Genomic DNA, 19,279 nt, shown 5'->3' with positions numbered 1-19,279 from the left:
TACATCGACCCTCGAGTTTCTCGCGTAGTAATTCTCTTCGAGTTTCGGAGCTTAAGCTCCTTCTTCGTGTCACGATCCTGAGAGCTTGGCCGGCAGGCTAGCGTAAATCTCGGAGAACTTCAGCACTTCCTCGAAGTTCACGTATTCGTCGGGCGAGTGCGAGAGCTTATGCACGCCCGGCCCATAGGCGACGGTGAGTATCCCCTTCTCAACATAATATCTCGAGTCCAGCCCCCCGGCGCTGATCGCCTCTCTCGGCCTAGGTAATCCTTTCTTCTCAGCCTCATCTATCAGCGCTAACGATAGAGGGTTGCCCCGCGGTACGAGCGCTGGAGCCGCCACTGAGACTATCTCCAGCTCTACTCTATCGCCATTCAATCCGAGCCTCTTTGAGCCGGTCGCTACCGCCGCTCTGAGCTCGGCGGCGACGTCCTCGGTCTTCTCTTCGACTATAAGTCTCCTATCGATGGTGAAGTACGCCTCTCCGGGCACCTGGTTAACCTTTCCACCGGGAACTCCAGCCTCTCCTCCTATCATAGCCGTAGGAGTCCCCGCGTTTGGTACATCGTACTCGTACGAGCTCCTTACCGATGCTATCGTGGCAACATAATTCTCTTCTAACCAGAGGGCGAGCTTAGCTGCATCAAGGAACGCGTTGACGCCAAGCCAAGGCACCGATGCGTGAGCGCTTTTGCCCCTCACCTTGACGCGAGCCCAGAGCACGCCCCGGTGACCTATGTAAATATATTTTGGGCTGCTAGGCTCCGCGATTATCACGTAGTCCGGCTTCCTAGCCTTTAGCGTCTCAACGTAGTAGCCAGTGCCACATTCTCCTCCCACTTCTTCGTCGGGAACGAAGACGGCATCTAATCTGCAGTCGGCTTTTCTCGCGCTTTCGGCGTACAAAACCAGCGCGAGCGCCATGGAGACTATCCCCCCCTTCATGTCGGTTGAACCACGGCCGTAGACCCTGTCGCCCTCGACGAGAGGCTCAAAAGGACTGGTCTTGGTCCAACCTGAGCCACCTGGTACAACATCGTAGTGACCATTGAGCTGCAGCCAAAGTCTTCCACCCTCATCAACGAACCCGCGGAGAATATACCTGGGCTTGGAGCTCACGTGGGCACAGCGATGCGATTGATAGTCGGTGGGGACTCTTATTATCTCGGTACCAACTGAGTACCTATCGAGGAATTCCCGTAGTATTTTGATCGCTTCCTCATAGCCCTCGCCGAACGGCGAAACGGTCGGCACCCTGATGAGGTCGAGAAGGAGGCTCAGCGCTTCTTTCCTGAGGCTTTCGCTTATCACGGCCAGTCCACCGCGCTCTTAACCTCGACGATCCCCGGCACGTGAGTTCTTCGAGCGCAGGGTTTTAACGATGTCTGTCGCTATCTCGTTGGCGACCATCTCCACGGGCCTCGTCGCGTCTATCACGATAGCCTCGAATATCCCGCGCAGAGCGAGCTCCAAATACCTCTTCCGAACCTCCTCGAGCGTCTTAGGCGACTCAAGATAGGGCAACCTCTTTCGGCTCTCGTCAACCGGCCTAGATGCGAGCCTAGAGAGAGCCACGTCGACTGGAACATCAAGTAGATACACGCGATCAGGAATCGAGCAGGGAGTATTGAGGCTCTCCACGAGCTCCTCAGGTACGCCGCGTACCACTTGATAAGCGAGAGATGCGACATAGCTCCTATCACTTAAGACGACCTCCCGGGACTCCAACAAGCGCTTCAATGGACCTCTATGTAGAGCCACGCGGTCCGCGGCGAATAGATAAGCCTCGGTCAACGGATCCAACCGACCTAGCAGCTCGAAGACGCGGGTCACGATATCCGTGTAGGGCTCGCTAACGAGCGCGCAGCGCACGCCCGAGAGGACCAGCCTATTATAGACCTCTACGGCTACCGTAGTCTTTCCAGCCCCGTCTATGCCCTCTATCGCCACGTAGAGGGCCCTCGGAGTAGCCCGAGTCTCTCTCATCGAGGTCGCCGCTATTTTTATTGAGCAATCAAGTCTTGTAGTGTTAGTATAGTTATGCCCTCCCCACGCTTCTCTATGCTACCGATTCTGGCGCCTACTATTAGGGGGATCTTCTTCTCAGAGGCTACGTCGATTATTCTCTGAGTCACGATGCCGTCAAAGATGACCGCGGAAATTGTGCCCTCTCCACTCGCTTTGAGCTCCTGATGTAGGTCCCTGACCGGGACTCGTTTCACGAGAGTCCAATCCGCCCCATAGATGAGGCTCTCCAGAGTCCCGGCGAGCCCCTTTGCCTCTTCTACCACCTTCTGTGGGATCTCTATAGAAATGGCCGCTTGCTGCGGTCCTGTCGGAGTCGTCGCGACCTCCTTGACTGCTTTCTTTTCCTCTAAGCCCTCTAAGAACTGCTGCGCCTGGATTTTCTTCTCGAGAGATCTTGCTATCTCCTTACATGTTAGCTCCTCGACTTCTTTGCCTTGAGGAGCCTTAGTAACAAAATCCACCTTAAGTGTCGATATAAGCTCTCGCGCGATCAGGTCTCCAGCGTGGTCTCCATCGACGAAAGCCACCACGGTCTTATTCTTCACCAACTCTCTCAAGCTATCTGGCACGGAGCCTCTGGCTCCCTCGACCGCTACCACGTTGTTGTAGCCGCACCTGAGCAGATTAAGGACGTCGGCGCGTCCCTCGACTATAATTATCAGATCACTCTTCTCGAGAGCTGGGCCGGCTGGAAGCTTCTCAGGGCCAAACTCTACAAGCTCGGCCGACTTCACCGAGCTCTGGAGCTCTCTCAGCAACTCTTTCATCTCGGGGATCTCCTCGAAGTGCCAGGTTCTGAGAATCTCTTTGGCTCTCTCTAGCGCTTTCTTCAATTTTTCCAATCTTAAATCTAATATTTTTATTAATTGTACTCTTGCAGAATATGGTCCAACTTTATCTATTGTTTCTAAGAGAGCAGCTATTAATGCTACCTCTACTCTGTCTAAATTACAAGGAACCTTTATTTCTCCCCTAACTTTGCCTCCCTCAGCGTTCATGTCGACTTGTATCCTACCCACTCGACCCTTCTCTTGGAGCTCTCGTAGGTCGAGCTCAGGTAATAGACCCTCGGTTTGACCGAAGAGCGCCCCTATCACGTCGTGCTTATCCACTACTCCGTCGATCTCTATACGAGCCCGGATCAGGTACTTCACGGCTTATCTCCCGGTCACGTGTCCATATCGCCTCAACGCACGTTGATGGCAGGGGTCCACCAACGGCTTGGGGTCTTCTCTGTTGCTGCCGGCTTTTTTCCCTTACCACCCGCGAGATCGTTCTTCTTTAGCTTCTACCAGATGAGCTCTCCTCACAAATCAATTCTCAGCCCCAGTGCCGCCGCGATTTTGAGAGCCGCTTCGCGAGCTTCAGCCACAGACTCGAAGTATTTTCTAACCGGCGACAATACCTCGGCGAGAGCCGCCGCGGTGGCTTGTTTCAGATCGGCTGGGTGAAGCCGGCCCTCGGCGTAGGCTCTCGCCAACTCATCGAATTCGTGAAACTCCACGGTCCCTCCATATTTCTCGGGCCTCTCCACGAGGAGACGGAATCCTTTCTGAGGGAACAGAATATATTTATTTATCTCTATTATAGGATTCAATTCTATTTGTCTAGGGGGACAGTATGCTGCTCTCAACTTCCTCTCTATTGTATCAGGGCCGTCGTGGATCAGCAGAGCCCCCTCCGGCTTCGACTTACTCATCTTAAGTTCGACCGCTTGTTCGTCGAGCGGGAGCTTGAGCGCTTCCTCCCTGCCAGCGCCGCTGAGAGAAGTTAGAAGAGGCGTGTGGATCGCTATCACCTTTTTCCTTCCCATCTTCTCGGCGAGATCTCTAGCTAACATGTGGGCTTTTCGTTGGTCTATCCCACCGAGAGCCAAATCTAAGTCCATGTAGAATATGTCGGTCACCTGCATAAAGGGATAGATTATTTTCGAGGAGTCAAGCTCGGCCTCGTCCTCGCGTCTACCCATTATAGTGAGGGCTCTCTTGGCTCGCTTAAGAGTAGTATTCTTAGCAACTCGCAACAAGAGGGCCCAGTACGACTTATCGGAGACGAGCTCCTCTGCGTCAACGAATCTTAACCTCTCCGTCGGAATACCGAGCGCCCTGAGAGCGTGCCTCACGTAGACTGCAGCCTCGCGTATGAGCTCCATGTTCCCCCCGAGCTTGTCGTTTATCCACGCGTGCCACGTAGCCTCCAAGAGTGTGAAATCTACTCCTGCCTCGATTAGGTCCTTAACCTTGAGGGCCCATATCATCCAACCGATATGGAATAGCCCGCTCGGCTCATATCCCAAGTACCCCTGCAGCTTCTTGCCTGTCTCCAAAGCTGACTTCAATTCGTCCAATGTGACTATCTCGACGGTGTTCCTCATGATTAATCTCAGCGTCTCTTCTACGTCCAAGTTTCTTCGCCTCTCCCTCGTTTCGCTCTTCGCAGCATTTTACTATCTTAGGTGGGGAGCTATCTATTTGGAGTACTTGCGTGCTATTTCTCTCACGGCTTCCGCGAAATACTCGATCTCCTCAGCCGTATTGTAAAGGTAGAAGCTGGCTCTCACGGTGCCATCGGGAGCGCCTATGGCTACGTGATATGGATGGGCACAATGTAAGCCGGTTCTCACGGCCACGCCGTAGAAGTCATTAAGGATCTTGCCGACAACATGGCAGTTTATACCACGTACGTTGAACGCTAAGATGCCCGTGTGCTTCTCCGGTTCAGCAGGCTGGTAAAGTATCACTCGTTCGTCGTTGGCTAGAATTTCTCTCGCTAGCCTCAAGAGCTTCGCCTCGTGCGAGTGGAGGCGCTCCATGCCCACTCTCTCTAGGTACTTCACAGCCTCAATGAGTCCGGCCGCGCCTGCCACGTCGGGGGTGCCTGGTTCGAATCTCCACGGCAGGTCCTCGTAGATCACGTCGTCCACTGTGACCCTCCTGACCGCTCCTCCTCCGACGAACCACGGCTCGAGCTCCTCGAGCAGCTCTCTTCGCCCGTAGAGTACGCCAGTCCCCTCTGGAGCGAGCATTTTGTGCCCACTGAAGGCGAAGAAGTCTACTTCGAGGTCGTTAACATTGATCTTGAGGTGTGGCGCTGATTGCGCCCCATCGACTACCACCACGATTCCATACTCGTGGGCTCGGCGAGCCAGGAGCCTCACGTCGTTTATCACGCCGGTGACGTTACTAGCATGAGAGATCGCGAGCACCCCCACGTCGTCGTTCAGAAGCTCTAGAGCCTTCTCAAAGTCCAAGAGCCCGCTCCTCTTGACTGGGATATAGGAGATTTCGCACCCGAGAAGCTTAGCGGCTCTTCTCCAGGGCAACATGTTGCTGTGATGTTCCATCTGCGTGAGTAGAACTTTTTTCCTCCCCTCTCGAGAGGTCTTTTCGAGTAGAGGGACAGCGATCGCGTTTATGGCCGTTGTAGTATTGAAGGTCAGCACTATTTCCTCCCAAAAGCGGGCCCCGATAAATCTCGCGACCGCTCTGTGGGCCTCTTCGTAGAGCTCGGTAGATATTTCGCTCAGGCTGTGATGACCTCTATGCACATTGGAGTAATGCTTGTAGTATACTTCGACGACTCTCTCGACAACTTGTCTCGGTTTATGAGTCGTGGCAGCGTTATCGAGGTAAACCAGCTTTCTACCTCCAATGACCTGATCGAGAATAGGGAAGTCGCGCCTGATGCTTTCTACATCTAGTTCCAAATCGATCACCTCTGGCGGAGCTCAACAACAGAGACCGTTCCGAGTTTCTCTGCGTAGAGCGGAGGTTCTCCGACCTCGAACTTTGCCGCGTGTAACTTCTCGAGGTGCTTCACGAGGGGCTCTGCCTCCGAGGGCACGTAGAACAGCACATCGGCGACGGGCTGTCTCGGCGTCAGACCTCTCTTCCTCTTGTATCTCCAGACCTCTCCATTTATCGTAACGAGTAGATCTAACAAGCGCGAGTCCCAAGAGTCCCACTCGGGCCTCGGGAGATCCAGCGTCTCCTCGTGTATGCTCTTCGGCCCGTAGAGCCTCCTCCATATGGCATCAGTGATGAACGGCATTATCGGAGCTAGGAGCTTTAGGATCCCTCGCAGGGTCTCGTGCAAGGTTGCCCAAGCCGACAGCTGCTCGCTCGTAGACCAATCGCCCGTTCTGTTGTATGCTCTGTCTTTGACGGCCTCCAAGTAATGGCTTGCAAACACGTTCCAGACGAAGTTGTACGTTACGAGCGTCGCCTCGAAGTGGTCAAGCTCCTCATCGAAGTACTTGACGTAGGCTCTGGCGACGGAGTTGAGCTTGCTCAACAGAGCTCGGTCCAGGTCCACCAACGTCGAGCGAGCCTCGGCCGCCGGCTCCGGGAACGATGATATGAAGCGCGCTATGTTCCAGAGCTTCGTCACGAATAGCTTCCCCGCTCTCAACTGTTGAGGCGAGAATCTGTAGTCGTAGCCGATCTTGGTCGAGATCGCCGCCCAGAATCTAAAGGCATCGGCGCCATATTCCTCTAGGACAGGCTCTGGGTTAATGACGTTGCCCTTGGACTTGTGCATCGCCTCGCCTCGCTCATCGAGGCCCATGCCTGTTATTCTCACGTAAGAGAACGCAGGACGACCTGTGAGGAGGTACACTCGGAGCAAGCTGAAGTAAAGCCACGTCCTAATGATGTCGTAGCCCTGTACTCTGACCGTGGAGTCCTTCACGGCCTCGTAGAGTTCTAAGTCGCGTTGGTAGCCCGTCACGTAGAGGCAGGAGATGCTAGAATCGAACCACGTGTCGAAGACTTTTTTCTCTCCCACGAGCTCCTCCCTAGGAGCTCCGCACTTGGGGCAGAACTCCCATGGGGGCGGGTCTCTCCACGGTCTACAATATTCATCCAGCTTCTCGGGGACCAAGATCTCGTTACATCTAGAGCACTTCCACGCTGGGATCTCGGTAGCGTAGTATCTGTCTCTCGATATAGGCCAATCCATGCTCAGCGAATTTATCCAATCTATCAATTTTCTCTTATGAAATTCAGGAAAGAATTTAATATTTTCTACTATTTTCAAGAGATCTTCTTTAAAGTCGAGCTGTCGGAGGAAGTACTCTCTTCTCTGTATGTATTCTACGCGCGTGCCACATCTCCAACAGGTAGGGATCGTGTGCTTATAATCTTCAGCTCTCTGTAACGCCCCGATCTCTTCGAGTATTTCGACTATTTTCCTCCTAGCCTCAACCACCGACAAGCCGGCCAGTCGGCCTGCTCGCTCGCTGAGCGTTCCATCCTCTCTGATAAGGGCCACGGGCTCTAGCCCAAGCTCGCGGAATAGCCTGACGTCGGCTTGATCTCCGTAGCTGCATACCATCATTAGGCCCGTACCAATGGTAGGCGAAGCGTATGGATGCTCGAAAATTGAGACCAGATGGTCGTAGAGCGGGACCCGAGCTTTCTCTCCTCGGAGCCCGGAGTACCTTAAGTCATTTGGGTTGTAGATCAAAGCTCGACACGCAGCGAGCAGCTCCGGTCTCGTGGTAGCTACCGTGACCTTCCCGCCTCTGAGCAGCTCAAAGTTCAAGAAGTATAAGCGACCTTGCTCTTCCCTGTACTCTATCTCGGCCTCGCTCAGGGAGGTCCTGCAGCGGGGGCACCAGCTCACGGGCTTCTCGGCTAGGTAGATTAGTCCTCTCTTCCAAAGCTCAATGAATGTTTGTTGAGTCAGTCTCCGGTAGAGAGAGCTATCGGTGCCTTCCTGCCAATACTCGAAGCTACAACCCAACTTCTTCCAAATTTTAACGAGCTCTCTCTCTGTCTTGTCAAGCTGCTCTTTACAGAGTTCGAGGAATTTCTCTCTTCCCTCTCGCGTCGACGCGAGCTCGTGCGGGTTTATCCCGCGCGTCCTCTCTATGTAAACTTCTACAGGCAGGCCGTTGCGATCGGCGTAGAAGGGAGCCAATACGTTATAGCCTCTCATTCTGAGGTACCTGATCAGTATGTCGTGGTGAACGTAATGTGCTGCCCCTCCCACATGCCATTTACCACTCGCGTAGGGAGGAGGCACGTCGATAGCTATCGTTGGCTTCTTTCGGATCTGGTCTCGCCTAAAAGCTCCGGGAGCTTCTCGCTCCCAAAGTTCCAAAAGCTTTGTCTCCTCAGTTGAGTGGTCCCAGCGCTTCTCGCCGATCCTTGGTTCGAATTTCGTCGTCAAAGAGGCGCTGCACCTCTGCGCTCTTAGGGACTCGCCATGAGTGCGCAGACCCGGAATTTAGCCTTATAAATAGACCGGATATCGAGCCTCAGCGGCGTTTCTCGAGCAATAGCTCTAAGTACGTTCTGCTCTCCGCTTTCTCGAGGAGCCCAAAGTTCTTGAGAAGTTTCACCAGTTCGGCTTGCTCTACCCCTCTGGCCTCGAACTCGGCGAAGTCGCCGAGCTCTTCGATGTGATCTAGATAAGTGATGAAATTCCCGCAATCGAAGATCTCCCTTTCTTTCACAACTTCGGCCACAGGCTCGAAGCCTAGCCTTACTAGGATGCGTGAGAGCTCGCTCGCGCTCTTCACGCTCACCTCAATTTCTTCCCTTGCCTTGACGAGCTCTCCTCCGACGCTCCTGGGGCCTTTGTAGCACAATTCGGCTTGGTCTGCTCCCCCCCGCTTCCTCAGCCTCAGCGCCTCATCGGTTACCTCGAAGTCTCTGCACGGATGTCGAAAGTATGTGTCGACCTGCACCTCCTCGCCTAGAGGAACGCACCTATCGTTCAACCACTCACGGAGCTTGGCGAGGTCCAGCTGATCTAGTTTCACCTTAATCTCTCGCTCGACTGTCATTACACCCTCACGTCTTCCGCTTATTTCCCGCCTAAGGAGGGAAAATAAGTGGGGGGTGTCTTTTCTCTGGAAGGCGCGAGAGCCAGACTGCGCATCGAAGGCGAAGTGCAGGGGGTCTTCTTCAGGGCGAACATGCGCAGAGTGGCCTTAAACAACGGAGTAAAAGGATGGGTCAGGAACAACCCGGACGGCAGCGTCGAGGCGGTCATAGAGGGGGAGCTTGAGAACGTGCTGAGAGTAATCACGTGGGCTCTGCGAGGTCCTCCGCGAGCAAAGGTGAGGCGCGTTACGCTGGAGTGGCAAGATTATCGCGGAGAGTTCGACGATTTTGTTATAATTTATTAAACAATTTTAATTTTATTATTGTCTTATAAGTTGAAAGAACTGTCGCGGTGAAGACGTCGCTCAAACCGATGTCGCGGTCTTCAGAAACCTCTCAACGAAGCTTCTCCTGAGACTCGATAGCAGCAGTGCTCTAATCGTTGGGTCGATGTTCTCTAGAACTCTTAAAAGATGCGCTTTGAGCCTTAACTGCGATTCTAATTCTAGCTCAGAAAGCTTCGAGCGAGCTATTTTTCAGAGCCTCCCGAAGATCTACTACCTTGGTTATCGCTTCGGCTATGCGAAGCGCATGAGTAGATGATGTTCTTATGCCCTCGTGGGTCAGCGGGCGAACATAGCCTCCAGCCTCGCCAACGCGTAGGAGAGGACCTATCTTCCATGGATCTTCCATGGCGCCGGACCACCGACGACTATTACTATTAGGGATCCTCTCGTATTCAGAGCCTTGGCGCCCCTCGGGTGAGCCTCGATATTGGCTCTCAAGTCATCGATTAGATTTCTGCTGTTTCCGCTACGCGCACGAGCGATCTCGACATTGACGAGACCACGTCTTCTGGGAAAGATCCAGGATGGTGTGAGGCGTCTCGAGTCGTACTCGAGGACCGCCGGGTCCCCGCTCCACTCAGCCTTCGCGATCGCTCTAAGAGCAGAGGCTTTTCCCCGAGGCTTCCAGCGACCCAGGGCCCTCCTGGCATCTATCAGGGGTGAGCCGTTGTTGACGGCCGGGGGTCTCTGACGCGCAAAAAGTGGAGCCTAGCGCCGGCTCTGCGCGCCTCATTTTTCTTAACGAGGCCATTCACGCCCCCTGTCAATGATATACCACGCGGGACTAGTGAAGTCTGCTTCGAAGGACTCGCCACCTCTCAGATCGAAATGAAAGCTCGAGACTTCGGCTACTATTGGTAATTCTACGGGACTTATATTCTCGAGCTCTCTCATCGCCGCTTCACCGCACGACCTCGAGTAGCTAGCGCCACGGTCGAAAAGTTCTACCTTGATCGATGTTTTATTCGCTAACTCCAATGCTGCCGCAAAGTCGGAAATACCAGCTCCGAGCATCAAGACTCGGGCCAAGCGCGTTGTCGACGAGAAGCCCCAGTTCTCTTCTTTGGCCCGGCTTCTCAGTCCCTGCGCTTAATAATTGAAGGGTAGATCGGTCAGCGCTCACAACACTCAGAGATCTATCACGTCGACTCTCACATACGCGTCTCCGCCCAACATCTTCTTCAGAGACTCTATCAAAGATTCTATGTTCACCTTCGGCAGCTCGCGGGTGAATCTGACCTCGATCCATCGAAAGCCTGGGATCCTCGATGTGTGCTCTATCGGCTCGATGCCGAAAAGCCCCTTGATATAGGCTTTGACCCTCTCGTGCTCTTCATCGTAGAAAGTCGTGTAGTAGAATCTGTAGGCTTTGACCACGTGACACCCTCCGCATAGGTGACACGTTCGAGGCTTCCTATCTCTTCCTCCTCCCGGTTCTTCTAGCCGCTATATGGCCTACCTTTCTACCGGGTGGAGCGTTCCTCGAGACCGTCGTGGGCTTACCCTCGGACTGATGACTGCCACCGCCCCACGGGTGCGAAGCCGCATTCATGGCTACGCCGCGCACGATGGGCCACTTCCTGGCCTTCGGCTTCCACTTATGATAAGCCGCTCCGGCCTTGAGGAGAGGCTTCTCGATCTTGCCACCGCTGGCCGGAATCCCTATGGTAGCCCTCGCCTTCCCGTCGACTTCCTTCGTCTTGCCGCTGGGCAATAACAATACCACCTTGCCTTGCCCCGTCTTCCCTATCAGGACGGCATAGGAGCCGGCCTGTCTGGCCAACTTTCCCCCATCTCCTTCCCTCAGCTCTACGTTGAATACCTGCGTGCCCTCGGGTATTTTCTCGAGGGGGAGCACATTGCCGTTGCGCGGCTCGGCCTCAGGACCTATGAAGATCGTTTGCCCAATAAAGAGGCCCTCGGCCGCGGGCACGTAGAAGATTGAACCATCTTCTATCACTCTTATCTTAGCTAGAGGGGTCCACCGACCGGGCTCGTGAAGTATGTCCTCGACTATTCCCCTGATAGTTTTCTCCGTGACGGGTGGGTATTTGGCTGGGGCTATCTTCAGATGCCTTCTACTCCTAAAGGTAGGCCCCCCGCGGCCCTTTCTCTGCACTAATGTCCTCTTCCCCAACTAGCCCTCACCTTCGCGCATCAGAGCACACCTAACCTAGTAGCCACTTCCTCGGCATTGTATCCCTCGGCCAGCTTCACCATAGCTTTCTTCTCGCCCTTGGGCGTTATGAGCGTTCGCACTTCCTTCACCTTGACGCCGAAGGTCTCCTCTACTGCGCGCTTTATCTGATGCTTCGTAGCTCTTCTATCCACAATGAACACTAGAGTGTTGTAGCGTTCTATGTAATTGAGGGCCTTCTCGGTGTGCAAAGGTTTTATCAGGACCTCGAAAGACTTCTCCATTACTATTTCACCACTAGCAACTCCTCGAACCTCTTCTGCAGCGCGTCGAGCGAGGAGATCGTGTAAATCGCTAGTCGCCCAGGGATCCCGCCGGGAGCTAGGCTAAGGACGCTCAGCGTCGCCGCGGTCTCTACGTCGACGCCCGGAAAGTTCCTCACGCTCCGGGCCAGTGGTGAGAGGCGCGAGCTCAAGACGAACAGCAAGCTCTTAGGCTCGACGTATTTCCGACCGCGCATTTTGCCCCGTCCAGCCTTTATTCGAGTCCTATCCTTAGACCTCTCGATGTCCTCGTAGACCCCTAAAGCCTCCATGAGCGCCCTCGCTTCCTTAGCGCTCCTCACGTTTTGCTCGACTTCGTCGTGGAGCACGATGGGGAGTATCTCCGCGGAGAATCTGTGCCCTCTTCTCTTAACGAGATTGGGGTCCGTAGTCGACGAGATTGCGCTTATTGTCGCTAGGAGCCTCTCTCTTCGATTTATGTTTTCTCTTATCCTTTCCTCGACACGTGGAGGGTGCGCCACCATGCCGCCCACCGCGAAGTTAACGAAAGCGGCGCGCGTTGTTCCTCGCACTCTTGGGACTCTAGCGAGGCCGTAGCCCACGCCGAGGCTCCTGGCTGAAGTTCTCTTGCCAGCCATGGGGTCTCGGCCCTTGGGCTGGAGCGAGGCCGTAAACTCCGCGAGGAAAGCGCGCAGGATCAGGTCTCTCCTAATAGGAGCCCGGAATATAGGGGGCAGCACTACCTCTCCCACTTGAACCCCATTGATTCCATACACAGGGACTCTTTTCGCCGAGCTGTTATCAATGAAGATAGGCATGTTGCCTCACCGTTAGTATATTCGGAGACCTCATCTCATCGATTAGGTCAACATTCGGTGTGACGCGTCTATGTAGAGAATCCTCGGCGCGCCGGCTGGTTCCCACGGTATAGGCCTCACTGGGTGCCTGAGTATCAACGGCCTCTTGGGTGGCCCCTGCACCGACCCCAATATCACTACAAAATCTGACCTCAACAGCCCATATCTATGCCACCCACCAGGTGGCGTGAACTCCTTCAGGGAGTCGCTCGCTTCGGCGAGACCAACGTAGATTATTCTCTTGTTATACTCGGTTCTCTGATGGAAGCCCATCTGTCCGGCTTGGGGGGTGCTTGAGAGCGCCCCCACCCTGGATCCTCGTGAACCGACCGTTCTACTGTGCTTCCTATGCTTGTGCCACCTTGGAAGCTCCTTCACGCCGAACCTCTTTATTACGCCTTGGAAGCCTTTGCCCTTCGTCACCCCAAGCACATCGACGAATTGCCCAGCCCTGAAGATCTCACTCACCCTCACGGCGCTACCGATCTTAGAGAGAGCGTAATTCAACTTCTCGCTCACATCGATGCCAGCTAGAGCCACTTCCACGAGGTCCGGTTTCTTCTTTGGAACACCGGTGATGAGCGAGGGCTGCGATAACATGAGCAATCTCACGTCGGAAATTCTATCGATAAGCCCCTCTACCTTAGATTTGATCTCCTCACTAGTTCCATGGAAGTTCTTGATGAGCCTCCTCACGTGAGCTCTCTCCAATATATCGAGAGAAGCCCAAACTTCCGTGAGTGCTCTTAGGCTCTTCCCACCGCTCGAGCCCGATTCGTAGAGTCTCACGCCAGCGACGATCATAGGTGGGGTCTCCACGACCGTGAGCGGCGCGAAAATTTCTCTGCCGTACGTTGGGCTTCCCGGCCTATCGTCTATTATAATTGCGTGCGTCATGCCAACCTTATACCCCAAGAAGCCGAGAGGCTTGACCGGCCCTTCCTCGACTCTTGGCCAGCTCCTGATCCTAGGTATTATGCTCGAAGCTCTCTTACGTGGTCTAACTCCGAGGCTGCCGCGTCTCGGGGCGTGCTTCTTTCTATGACCCATCTCACCTTACCCTCTTGACTCAGCTCGACTCCTGAGGACTCGACAGTTTTCTCCCAGCGTCGCTCCGCTGAATGTGCGGCGCGGCCTTATTTAGCTTGCAGAGCTTGTAGAGAGAGCTTCGAGAAGTCTCACCGTTTGGAGAGCAGCCGCTAGCGCCTCCTCCGTCCTAACCGTCTTGGTGCCCTGGGCAGGGATCAAGTTGACCACGTCGTCTAGGACATCGCTCGGCTCTGCCCCGAGTTCGCGAAGCACGTCGAATATGCCGCGCCTTGGCTCACCGAAGAGCAGTAAAACTCCCCTCGAGTTAGCGATTTTCCGTTTCATCCTCTCAAGCGACTTGTCCAGAGGATCACCTAACCTAGAAGTGCCCAGGCGGTAGACTCCGCGACGGCCGCTCTCCCTGAGATGCGCTACTACATCATTTATGTTGATCACCGAATAGCCGACGTAGACGTCGTTTGGCGCAGATCTCAAGATTTCTACCTCTAATGGCTCGGTTCCTTTCACGCGGATAAAAAGCGTCGAACCTGGTCTCACCTCACGCACGGAGGCCTCAACCCACACGGGGGCATCAAGTCCTATGTGGAGTAGAGCTCTCCCCCTCGAGACCTTCACCACGAGAGCTTCCCTCACCTCACCGACGACAGGTTTCTCGGAGACTGTGTGAGTTGGTATTTGAAGCGGCGGGGCCAACCCAACGTATTTGAGCTCTTTCTTCACGGAGAAGAGTTTCTTCTTGAGGTAGGGCGGCGCCCTCATGTAGGAGAGCAATAGAGACAGCAACTCCCCTTCGTTGCGGCACTCCTTGTCGCTAGAGCGACTACGATAGATCCCCACAGTACTTACCCTATAAATCGCGGAGAATCTAGCTATGAGCCACGCCTTGATGGTTGATCTGAGAAGGTCGGGCTCGTTTTCAAGGGTACACCTTGGTAGTAGAATCGCGACATCAATAAGCGACAATAGAGGCTCCTCCTCGGGCCCGAGGCCGGCGCTCTCTAGTACCCTCACTTATTAGAGCGCTATCGCTGACCCTTCTTCTCGCCCTTCTGCTTTTCGCTCTTCTGCCCCTCGACCCCTCTTCTCTCGCTAGTCTCCATGAAGAGTGTCGTCCTCTGTCTTCCCCCCATGCTTCTCGCCCCAGTATACTCGCTTTGCAACTTCGACGTTATAGACTTTAACACGCGATGAACGAGATCCTCGCGTAGAGCTCTGTTTTCCCCTCGCGTGCCATTTGCGATCGCCCTCGAAACGCAATAACACGTTATTTCGACCGTAGTAGACGGAAGTAATGAGGGAGGCAGGTGGAAGGGGCGCTCGCTGTCCGGGAATGGGTAGCGTCGCTGAACGATTAGATGTAGAGCTCCTAGAGCGGTAGTGAATAAGCCTCTAATGGTTGGCCCTAGCTCTAGTCCTCCGCGTCTCTTATGCCTACGTCCGTGATCGCGAAGACTGCTTCTCCTTCTGGCAAGTGCGGCGCGTCGACCACGCGCGCTATTCTCTTATTGCCGCGACTTCTTCTCAACTGCACTCGAACGCCAGGCGCGTGGTATAGGACGTGGCCTCCGACGGCTTGCGTGGGGTCTCCGTAGAATACGTCCGGTCTCGCCATGACCTGATTCGTCACCACGACTGCAACGTTGTATATTTCGGCCAGTTTCATGAGTTGATGGAGGTGACGGTTCAGCTTCTGCTGCCTAGCAGCCAAATTCTCGCGCCCCGGATACTCTGCTCTGAAATGTCCGGTCACGGAGTCTACGACCACGAGCTTTATCCCCTCCTTAGGGACCACGTCTATCAGCTCCTCGATTATGGCCATCTGATGATCGCTGTTGACGGCTCGGACGTACAATATGTTCTCCATGGTCTGTTCAGGGTTTAAGCCGGCGCCTCTCGCCATGGCCTCTATTCGTTCCCACCGAAATGTCCCCTCGCTGTCTATGTAAACGGCTTTACCCGATAATCCGCCCCGCTCCGGTTCCAGCTGCACGTTGACGGCTAGCTGGTGACACAGCTGGGTCTTGCCAGTCCCGTACTCGCCGAAGAACTCTGTTATGGTCCTAGTCTCAATGCCTCCGCCGAGGAGCTCATCGAGGCTCTTACTGCCCGTCGTTATCTTTCTAACGTTTATCCTCTCGCGCTTCACTTCGAGCGCGGTCTTAAAGCGTATGTCGAGGGCCTCGCGCGCGGCCTTTATGGCCTTCTGAGCCGTGGCTAGAGGGATTCCGGCTACTGCGCTCAACTCCTGAGGAGTTGCCACCGCTATGGCTTCTAACGTCGCATAGCCTGCCTCGATCAGCTTCGCCGCCGTGGCTGGCCCGATGCCGGGTAAGTCTGTCAGAGTCTTAATTGTCGAGGTGGCCGAGATTTCGCCCTCTTCTAGAGCCCCGCGTTCCTTGCCAGATTTGGTCTTCGACTGCATGCTATGGCTCCTGCTGTCTTTTTCTGTCTCCGTGTATAAATATATAGTACAGCGAAAATATCAGGCGCTCTTCGCCGAAGGGGAGTAATGCTCTTGAGGTTACTGCAGATCCACGCTCTCAAATTCTGCTATGAGCCAGTGGCAGTAGCAATTGAGCCGCACGACGAGCCTAAGAGCGGATGCTTCGACGACTGCCTAGTAGCATTCACCACGATAGAGGAAGGAGACGACGCGGAGGCCGTAACACTAGCCGTGGAGTCCATCGCGTCGCATCTAAGGTCTCTGAAGAGGTCGTCGGTCGTGCTATATCCCTACGTACATCTCTCGAGCTCGCCAGCTCAGCCCTCGCTGGCACTGAATCTTCTGAGAGAGCTGGAGCGAGTCCTGCGAGAAGCTGGCTTCACGGTTCATCGAGCACCCTTCGGGTGGTACAAGAGGTTCTCGTTGGAGGCGGCAGGCCATCCCCTCAGCGAGCTATCGAGGAACATAGGGGGATCGGCTCCTCGCGCGCCGCGCGCTTTGATTCCTCGTATCACGGTGAAAGTCGAGGGAGGCGAGCTCGGGAAGCTAGCAGAGAGATACTTTGAGCGCTTTGGTCTTCGCATCAACGAGGAGGGGGGGCTTTCGCTAAGCCCGGAACTCGCGTGGGCTATAGAAAGCGTCGCATTGGAGGTCTCGAGCGGCGCGGAGCGTCGCGGGTTAATCTTCGTTCGAGAGCCGCGCTGGACTAGCGAGGACTCGCTTTTCCCGGCTGAGCTTATTCTCTCTAACAAGCGCGCATTCTACATTGAGCGTTCACTCCCGGCAAGTGAGCGAGTCATTGAAAGGTACCTCGCGTGTCGCGCCTCAGTGCTCGAGAACGAGGGAGCAATTATTGCTCTAGGCCATAAGTGGTCAGCTCAAATTGGTATGCGAGCCGCTAGAGGAGTCTCTATTAATCTCCTAGCGCTGTACATGAGCACATTACTGGCGGAGATCTCTCGTGTGAGTGAGGGCGGGACTCCTCTCCTACCTTCCGCGGCCTCTCCCGTTCAAGTCTACGTGGCCGCAGTTGGCGGGGTCTCGTCGAATTTTATATCCGAGATCGAGAGAATCATTGCCTCGAGCCGTCTCAGGTACAAGATAGACGTAGAGCCCACACCGCTAGGGTCCAAGATACGCTCGGCTGGAATGATGTGGGCTCCCGTGACTCTGATAGTTGGCGAGAGAGAGGAGAGGACAGGGACGCTAGTAGTCAGACGCCGCGACAAAGGTCTCCAGGAGGTCATCGAGATCGGGAGGCTGGCGGACTACCTGAAAGAGGTCAGCGGCGTAGCTGGATACTGCGGTTAGCCGCGGTTAGCCACTGAAGCTTCTAAGAACGCAAAATATGAATAATCTCCCCTCAAGTTTATCCTTATATCGGCGGAGATGAGGAGACTCACGGCTCCGAGTCTGGGTGACGAGACGAACCTCCACTGATTCGCCGGTGCAGCTCCTTGTGCGGAATCATAGGATTGTGCCTCCGAGGGCCCAGAGGCGACTCGACTCTGGGAGAGCTCCTCCTCAGAGGACTGAAAGCGCTCGAGTATCGTGGATACGACAGCGTCGGAATCGCCGTCGTGAGGGATCCGGGAGGGCTCCTCGTGCTGAAGGGGGCCGGTAAAGTAGATGTTGTTTCCGCGAAATTGGGTTTTGCATTAGTTGATGGTGAAATTGGGATAGGTCATACGAGGTGGGCCACGCACGGTCCACCCACTGACGAGAACGCTCATCCACACGTGGACTGCACCGGCAAGATAGCCGTGGTACACAACGGCATTATCAGGAACTTCGTGGAGTTGCGCGACGAGCTAAAAGGGCGTCACGCGTTTAAGAGCGAGACCGACACCGAAGTCGTCGCTCACTTGGTCGAGGAGTTTTATCGAGAGCTAGGCGACATATACAGCGCGTTTAAGAGAGCAATTTCTCTCCTCAAGGGTAGCTACGCGATAGCTCTCGTGACAACGCACGAACCGGATAGAATCTTCTTCGCTAAGAGCGAGAGTCCTCTGGTGATCGGTGTGAGCGAGCGTGGCAGCTTCTTGGCCAGCGATATACCAGCTCTCTTGGAACACACTAATAAAATCATCGTGTTAAACGATGGCGAAGTTGGTTGGATTAAACCGGGCTCCATCATAGTAGAGGACCTGAGGACAGGGAGAGCGATCGATATCGAGAGGCGCGTCGTGACCGTGACGTGGAAGCCGGAAACCGTGAAGAAGGGAGGATATCCTCATTTCATGATTAAGGAAATATACGAGCAACCAGCCGCTATCAGAGATACGCTCGACGGCCTCTACAGCGATAAGGTTGAAGTGCGAAGAGCCGTCGACCTGATTTACTCTGCCAACAGAATCTTCGTCACGGCTGCCGGCACGAGCTTCCACGCTGGTCTTATCCTCAAATATTTCATTGAAATGTTAGCGCATAGACCGGTCTACGCGTTCGTCTCCTCGGAATACAAGCAAGCCGCGAGAATCGTTGGGTCCGGTGACGTCCTAGTGGCAATCAGCCAGAGTGGTGAGACGGTCGACACTCTGAAAGCGATACGCGAGTTTAAAAGACGTGGTGCATCTATCGTGACTTTAACCAACGTGCTCGGCAGTGCCATATATAGAGAAGGCGAGATTAGGCTCCTGACCCGAGCGGGCCCCGAAATAGGCGTCGCCGCGACCAAGACTTTCACCGCACAGGTCTTGGTTGGCGAGTACTTGGCCATACACTTGGCCAGAGATGTTGGTACGATCGATAGCGGCGAGTACTCTTCGTTGCTCAGGGAGTTGGAAAAGGCGGCAGGCCTCGTGGGAGATGCTATCGTCTCGTGTGAAGAGGAGGTGAAGAGACACAGCGAGATATTAATGAGCTGGAGAAGCGCGTACTATTTAGGCCGAGGACTCGGTCTTCCGCTGGCCATGGAAGCCGCCCTCAAGATGAAAGAGATAGCTTACGTGCATGCCGAGGCTTATCCGGCTGGCGAATCTAAGCATGGGCCGATTGCGCTGGTGGAGCCCGGCTTCCCGACAATCTTCGTTGGGACATCTGAGTCCATGGAAGAGCTCGAAGGCAATCTAGCCGAGATGAGAGCTCGGGGAGCTCTCGTATTGCTCTATAGGTCGAGAAGCACGCCTCCGAGCAGAACAGCGTCCATAGAACTCGAGCTCCCCGATGCGAGTCCATTGCTCGAACCGTTCGTTTTAATTCCGCCTCTACAACTGCTCTCTTACCATGTAGCCGTGAGACTTGGTAGAGACCCAGATAAGCCACGGAACCTAGCGAAGACCGTGACCGTGGAGTGATCGG

Annotated in this window: 19 protein-coding genes; 3 read left to right on the top strand and 16 right to left on the bottom strand. The window is 54.6% G+C overall.

Annotation, left to right across the window (positions count from 1 at the left end):
* Window positions 1-69: 69 nt before the first annotated feature.
* The 7 genes from QXU97_01650 to cyaB form a co-directional block, all read right to left on the bottom strand.
* Window positions 70-1,311: a M20 family metallopeptidase gene (locus tag QXU97_01650; protein ID MEM4035311.1), complete on the bottom strand. Its 1,242-nt coding sequence runs from the start codon at window positions 1,309-1,311 to the stop codon at window positions 70-72.
* A gap of 18 nt (window positions 1,312-1,329) precedes the next feature.
* The gene (gene tmk / locus QXU97_01645) at window positions 1,330-1,986 is read right to left on the bottom strand and encodes a dTMP kinase (GenBank protein MEM4035310.1); all 657 of its coding nucleotides are present in this window, start codon (window positions 1,984-1,986) and stop codon (window positions 1,330-1,332) included.
* A gap of 17 nt (window positions 1,987-2,003) precedes the next feature.
* Window positions 2,004-3,182 (bottom strand): DNA primase DnaG, encoded by a 1,179-nt coding sequence (gene dnaG / locus QXU97_01640; GenBank protein ID MEM4035309.1) that lies wholly within the window; start codon window positions 3,180-3,182, stop codon window positions 2,004-2,006.
* Between the two features lie 152 nt (window positions 3,183-3,334).
* Entirely contained in the window at window positions 3,335-4,432 is a 1,098-nt protein-coding gene (locus QXU97_01635) for a tyrosine--tRNA ligase (protein ID MEM4035308.1), read from the bottom strand.
* A gap of 63 nt (window positions 4,433-4,495) precedes the next feature.
* Window positions 4,496-5,743 carry a cysteine desulfurase gene (locus tag QXU97_01630; GenBank protein ID MEM4035307.1) on the bottom strand — a complete coding sequence of 416 codons (1,248 nt, stop codon included), beginning with the start codon at window positions 5,741-5,743 and terminating at the stop codon, window positions 4,496-4,498.
* Complete coding sequence (locus QXU97_01625; GenBank protein MEM4035306.1) at window positions 5,740-8,202, bottom strand: valine--tRNA ligase; 2,463 nt, start codon at window positions 8,200-8,202, stop codon at window positions 5,740-5,742. The genes QXU97_01630 and QXU97_01625 overlap by 4 nt, the downstream gene beginning before the upstream one ends.
* An 88-nt stretch (window positions 8,203-8,290) precedes the next feature.
* The gene (gene cyaB, locus QXU97_01620) at window positions 8,291-8,821 is read right to left on the bottom strand and encodes a class IV adenylate cyclase (protein MEM4035305.1); all 531 of its coding nucleotides are present in this window, start codon (window positions 8,819-8,821) and stop codon (window positions 8,291-8,293) included.
* A gap of 48 nt (window positions 8,822-8,869) precedes the next feature.
* Here cyaB and QXU97_01615 point away from each other — a divergent pair, with 48 nt between their 5' ends.
* Window positions 8,870-9,166 carry an acylphosphatase gene (locus QXU97_01615; GenBank protein ID MEM4035304.1) on the top strand — a complete coding sequence of 99 codons (297 nt, stop codon included), beginning with the start codon at window positions 8,870-8,872 and terminating at the stop codon, window positions 9,164-9,166.
* A 205-nt stretch (window positions 9,167-9,371) separates the two neighbouring features.
* Here the strand turns inward: QXU97_01615 and QXU97_01610 are convergent, their stop codons facing one another.
* The 9 genes from QXU97_01610 to radA form a co-directional block, all read right to left on the bottom strand.
* On the bottom strand, window positions 9,372-9,554 hold the full coding sequence (locus QXU97_01610; protein ID MEM4035303.1) for a hypothetical protein: 183 nt from the start codon (window positions 9,552-9,554) through the stop codon (window positions 9,372-9,374).
* 782 nt (window positions 9,555-10,336) lie between these two features.
* The gene (locus tag QXU97_01605) at window positions 10,337-10,585 is read right to left on the bottom strand and encodes a hypothetical protein (protein MEM4035302.1); all 249 of its coding nucleotides are present in this window, start codon (window positions 10,583-10,585) and stop codon (window positions 10,337-10,339) included.
* Window positions 10,586-10,622: 37 nt separating this feature from the next.
* Window positions 10,623-11,345: a 50S ribosomal protein L2 gene (locus QXU97_01600; protein MEM4035301.1), complete on the bottom strand. Its 723-nt coding sequence runs from the start codon at window positions 11,343-11,345 to the stop codon at window positions 10,623-10,625.
* Window positions 11,346-11,365: 20 nt separating this feature from the next.
* Entirely contained in the window at window positions 11,366-11,629 is a 264-nt protein-coding gene (locus QXU97_01595) for a 50S ribosomal protein L23 (protein ID MEM4035300.1), read from the bottom strand.
* Between the two features lie 2 nt (window positions 11,630-11,631).
* Complete coding sequence (rpl4p, locus tag QXU97_01590) at window positions 11,632-12,447, bottom strand: 50S ribosomal protein L4 (protein ID MEM4035299.1); 816 nt, start codon at window positions 12,445-12,447, stop codon at window positions 11,632-11,634.
* A 42-nt stretch (window positions 12,448-12,489) separates the two neighbouring features.
* Window positions 12,490-13,536, bottom strand: a complete 1,047-nt coding sequence (locus tag QXU97_01585) for a 50S ribosomal protein L3 (protein MEM4035298.1) — start codon at window positions 13,534-13,536, stop codon at window positions 12,490-12,492.
* 90 nt (window positions 13,537-13,626) lie between these two features.
* Window positions 13,627-14,547, bottom strand: a complete 921-nt coding sequence (locus QXU97_01580; GenBank protein MEM4035297.1) for a putative RNA uridine N3 methyltransferase — start codon at window positions 14,545-14,547, stop codon at window positions 13,627-13,629.
* Window positions 14,548-14,558: 11 nt separating this feature from the next.
* The gene (locus QXU97_01575; GenBank protein ID MEM4035296.1) at window positions 14,559-14,720 is read right to left on the bottom strand and encodes a hypothetical protein; all 162 of its coding nucleotides are present in this window, start codon (window positions 14,718-14,720) and stop codon (window positions 14,559-14,561) included.
* Window positions 14,721-14,944: 224 nt separating this feature from the next.
* Complete coding sequence (gene radA / locus QXU97_01570) at window positions 14,945-15,958, bottom strand: DNA repair and recombination protein RadA (GenBank protein MEM4035295.1); 1,014 nt, start codon at window positions 15,956-15,958, stop codon at window positions 14,945-14,947.
* A 93-nt stretch (window positions 15,959-16,051) separates the two neighbouring features.
* On the opposite strand from radA, the gene QXU97_01565 reads away from it, so the two are divergent.
* Both QXU97_01565 and glmS read left to right on the top strand, forming a co-directional pair.
* Window positions 16,052-17,290, top strand: a complete 1,239-nt coding sequence (locus QXU97_01565) for a threonyl-tRNA synthetase editing domain-containing protein (protein MEM4035294.1) — start codon at window positions 16,052-16,054, stop codon at window positions 17,288-17,290.
* A gap of 146 nt (window positions 17,291-17,436) precedes the next feature.
* The gene (gene glmS / locus QXU97_01560; protein MEM4035293.1) at window positions 17,437-19,275 is read left to right on the top strand and encodes a glutamine--fructose-6-phosphate transaminase (isomerizing); all 1,839 of its coding nucleotides are present in this window, start codon (window positions 17,437-17,439) and stop codon (window positions 19,273-19,275) included.
* The last annotated feature ends 4 nt before the right edge of the window (window positions 19,276-19,279 follow it).

It is taken from the genome of Fervidicoccaceae archaeon (assembly GCA_038878695.1).
Taxonomy (GTDB): Archaea; Thermoproteota; Thermoprotei_A; order Sulfolobales; family Fervidicoccaceae; genus JAVZVD01.
The sequence above is the reverse complement of the archived record's forward strand: the minus strand, read 5'-3'. Positions and strand labels throughout refer to the sequence as shown.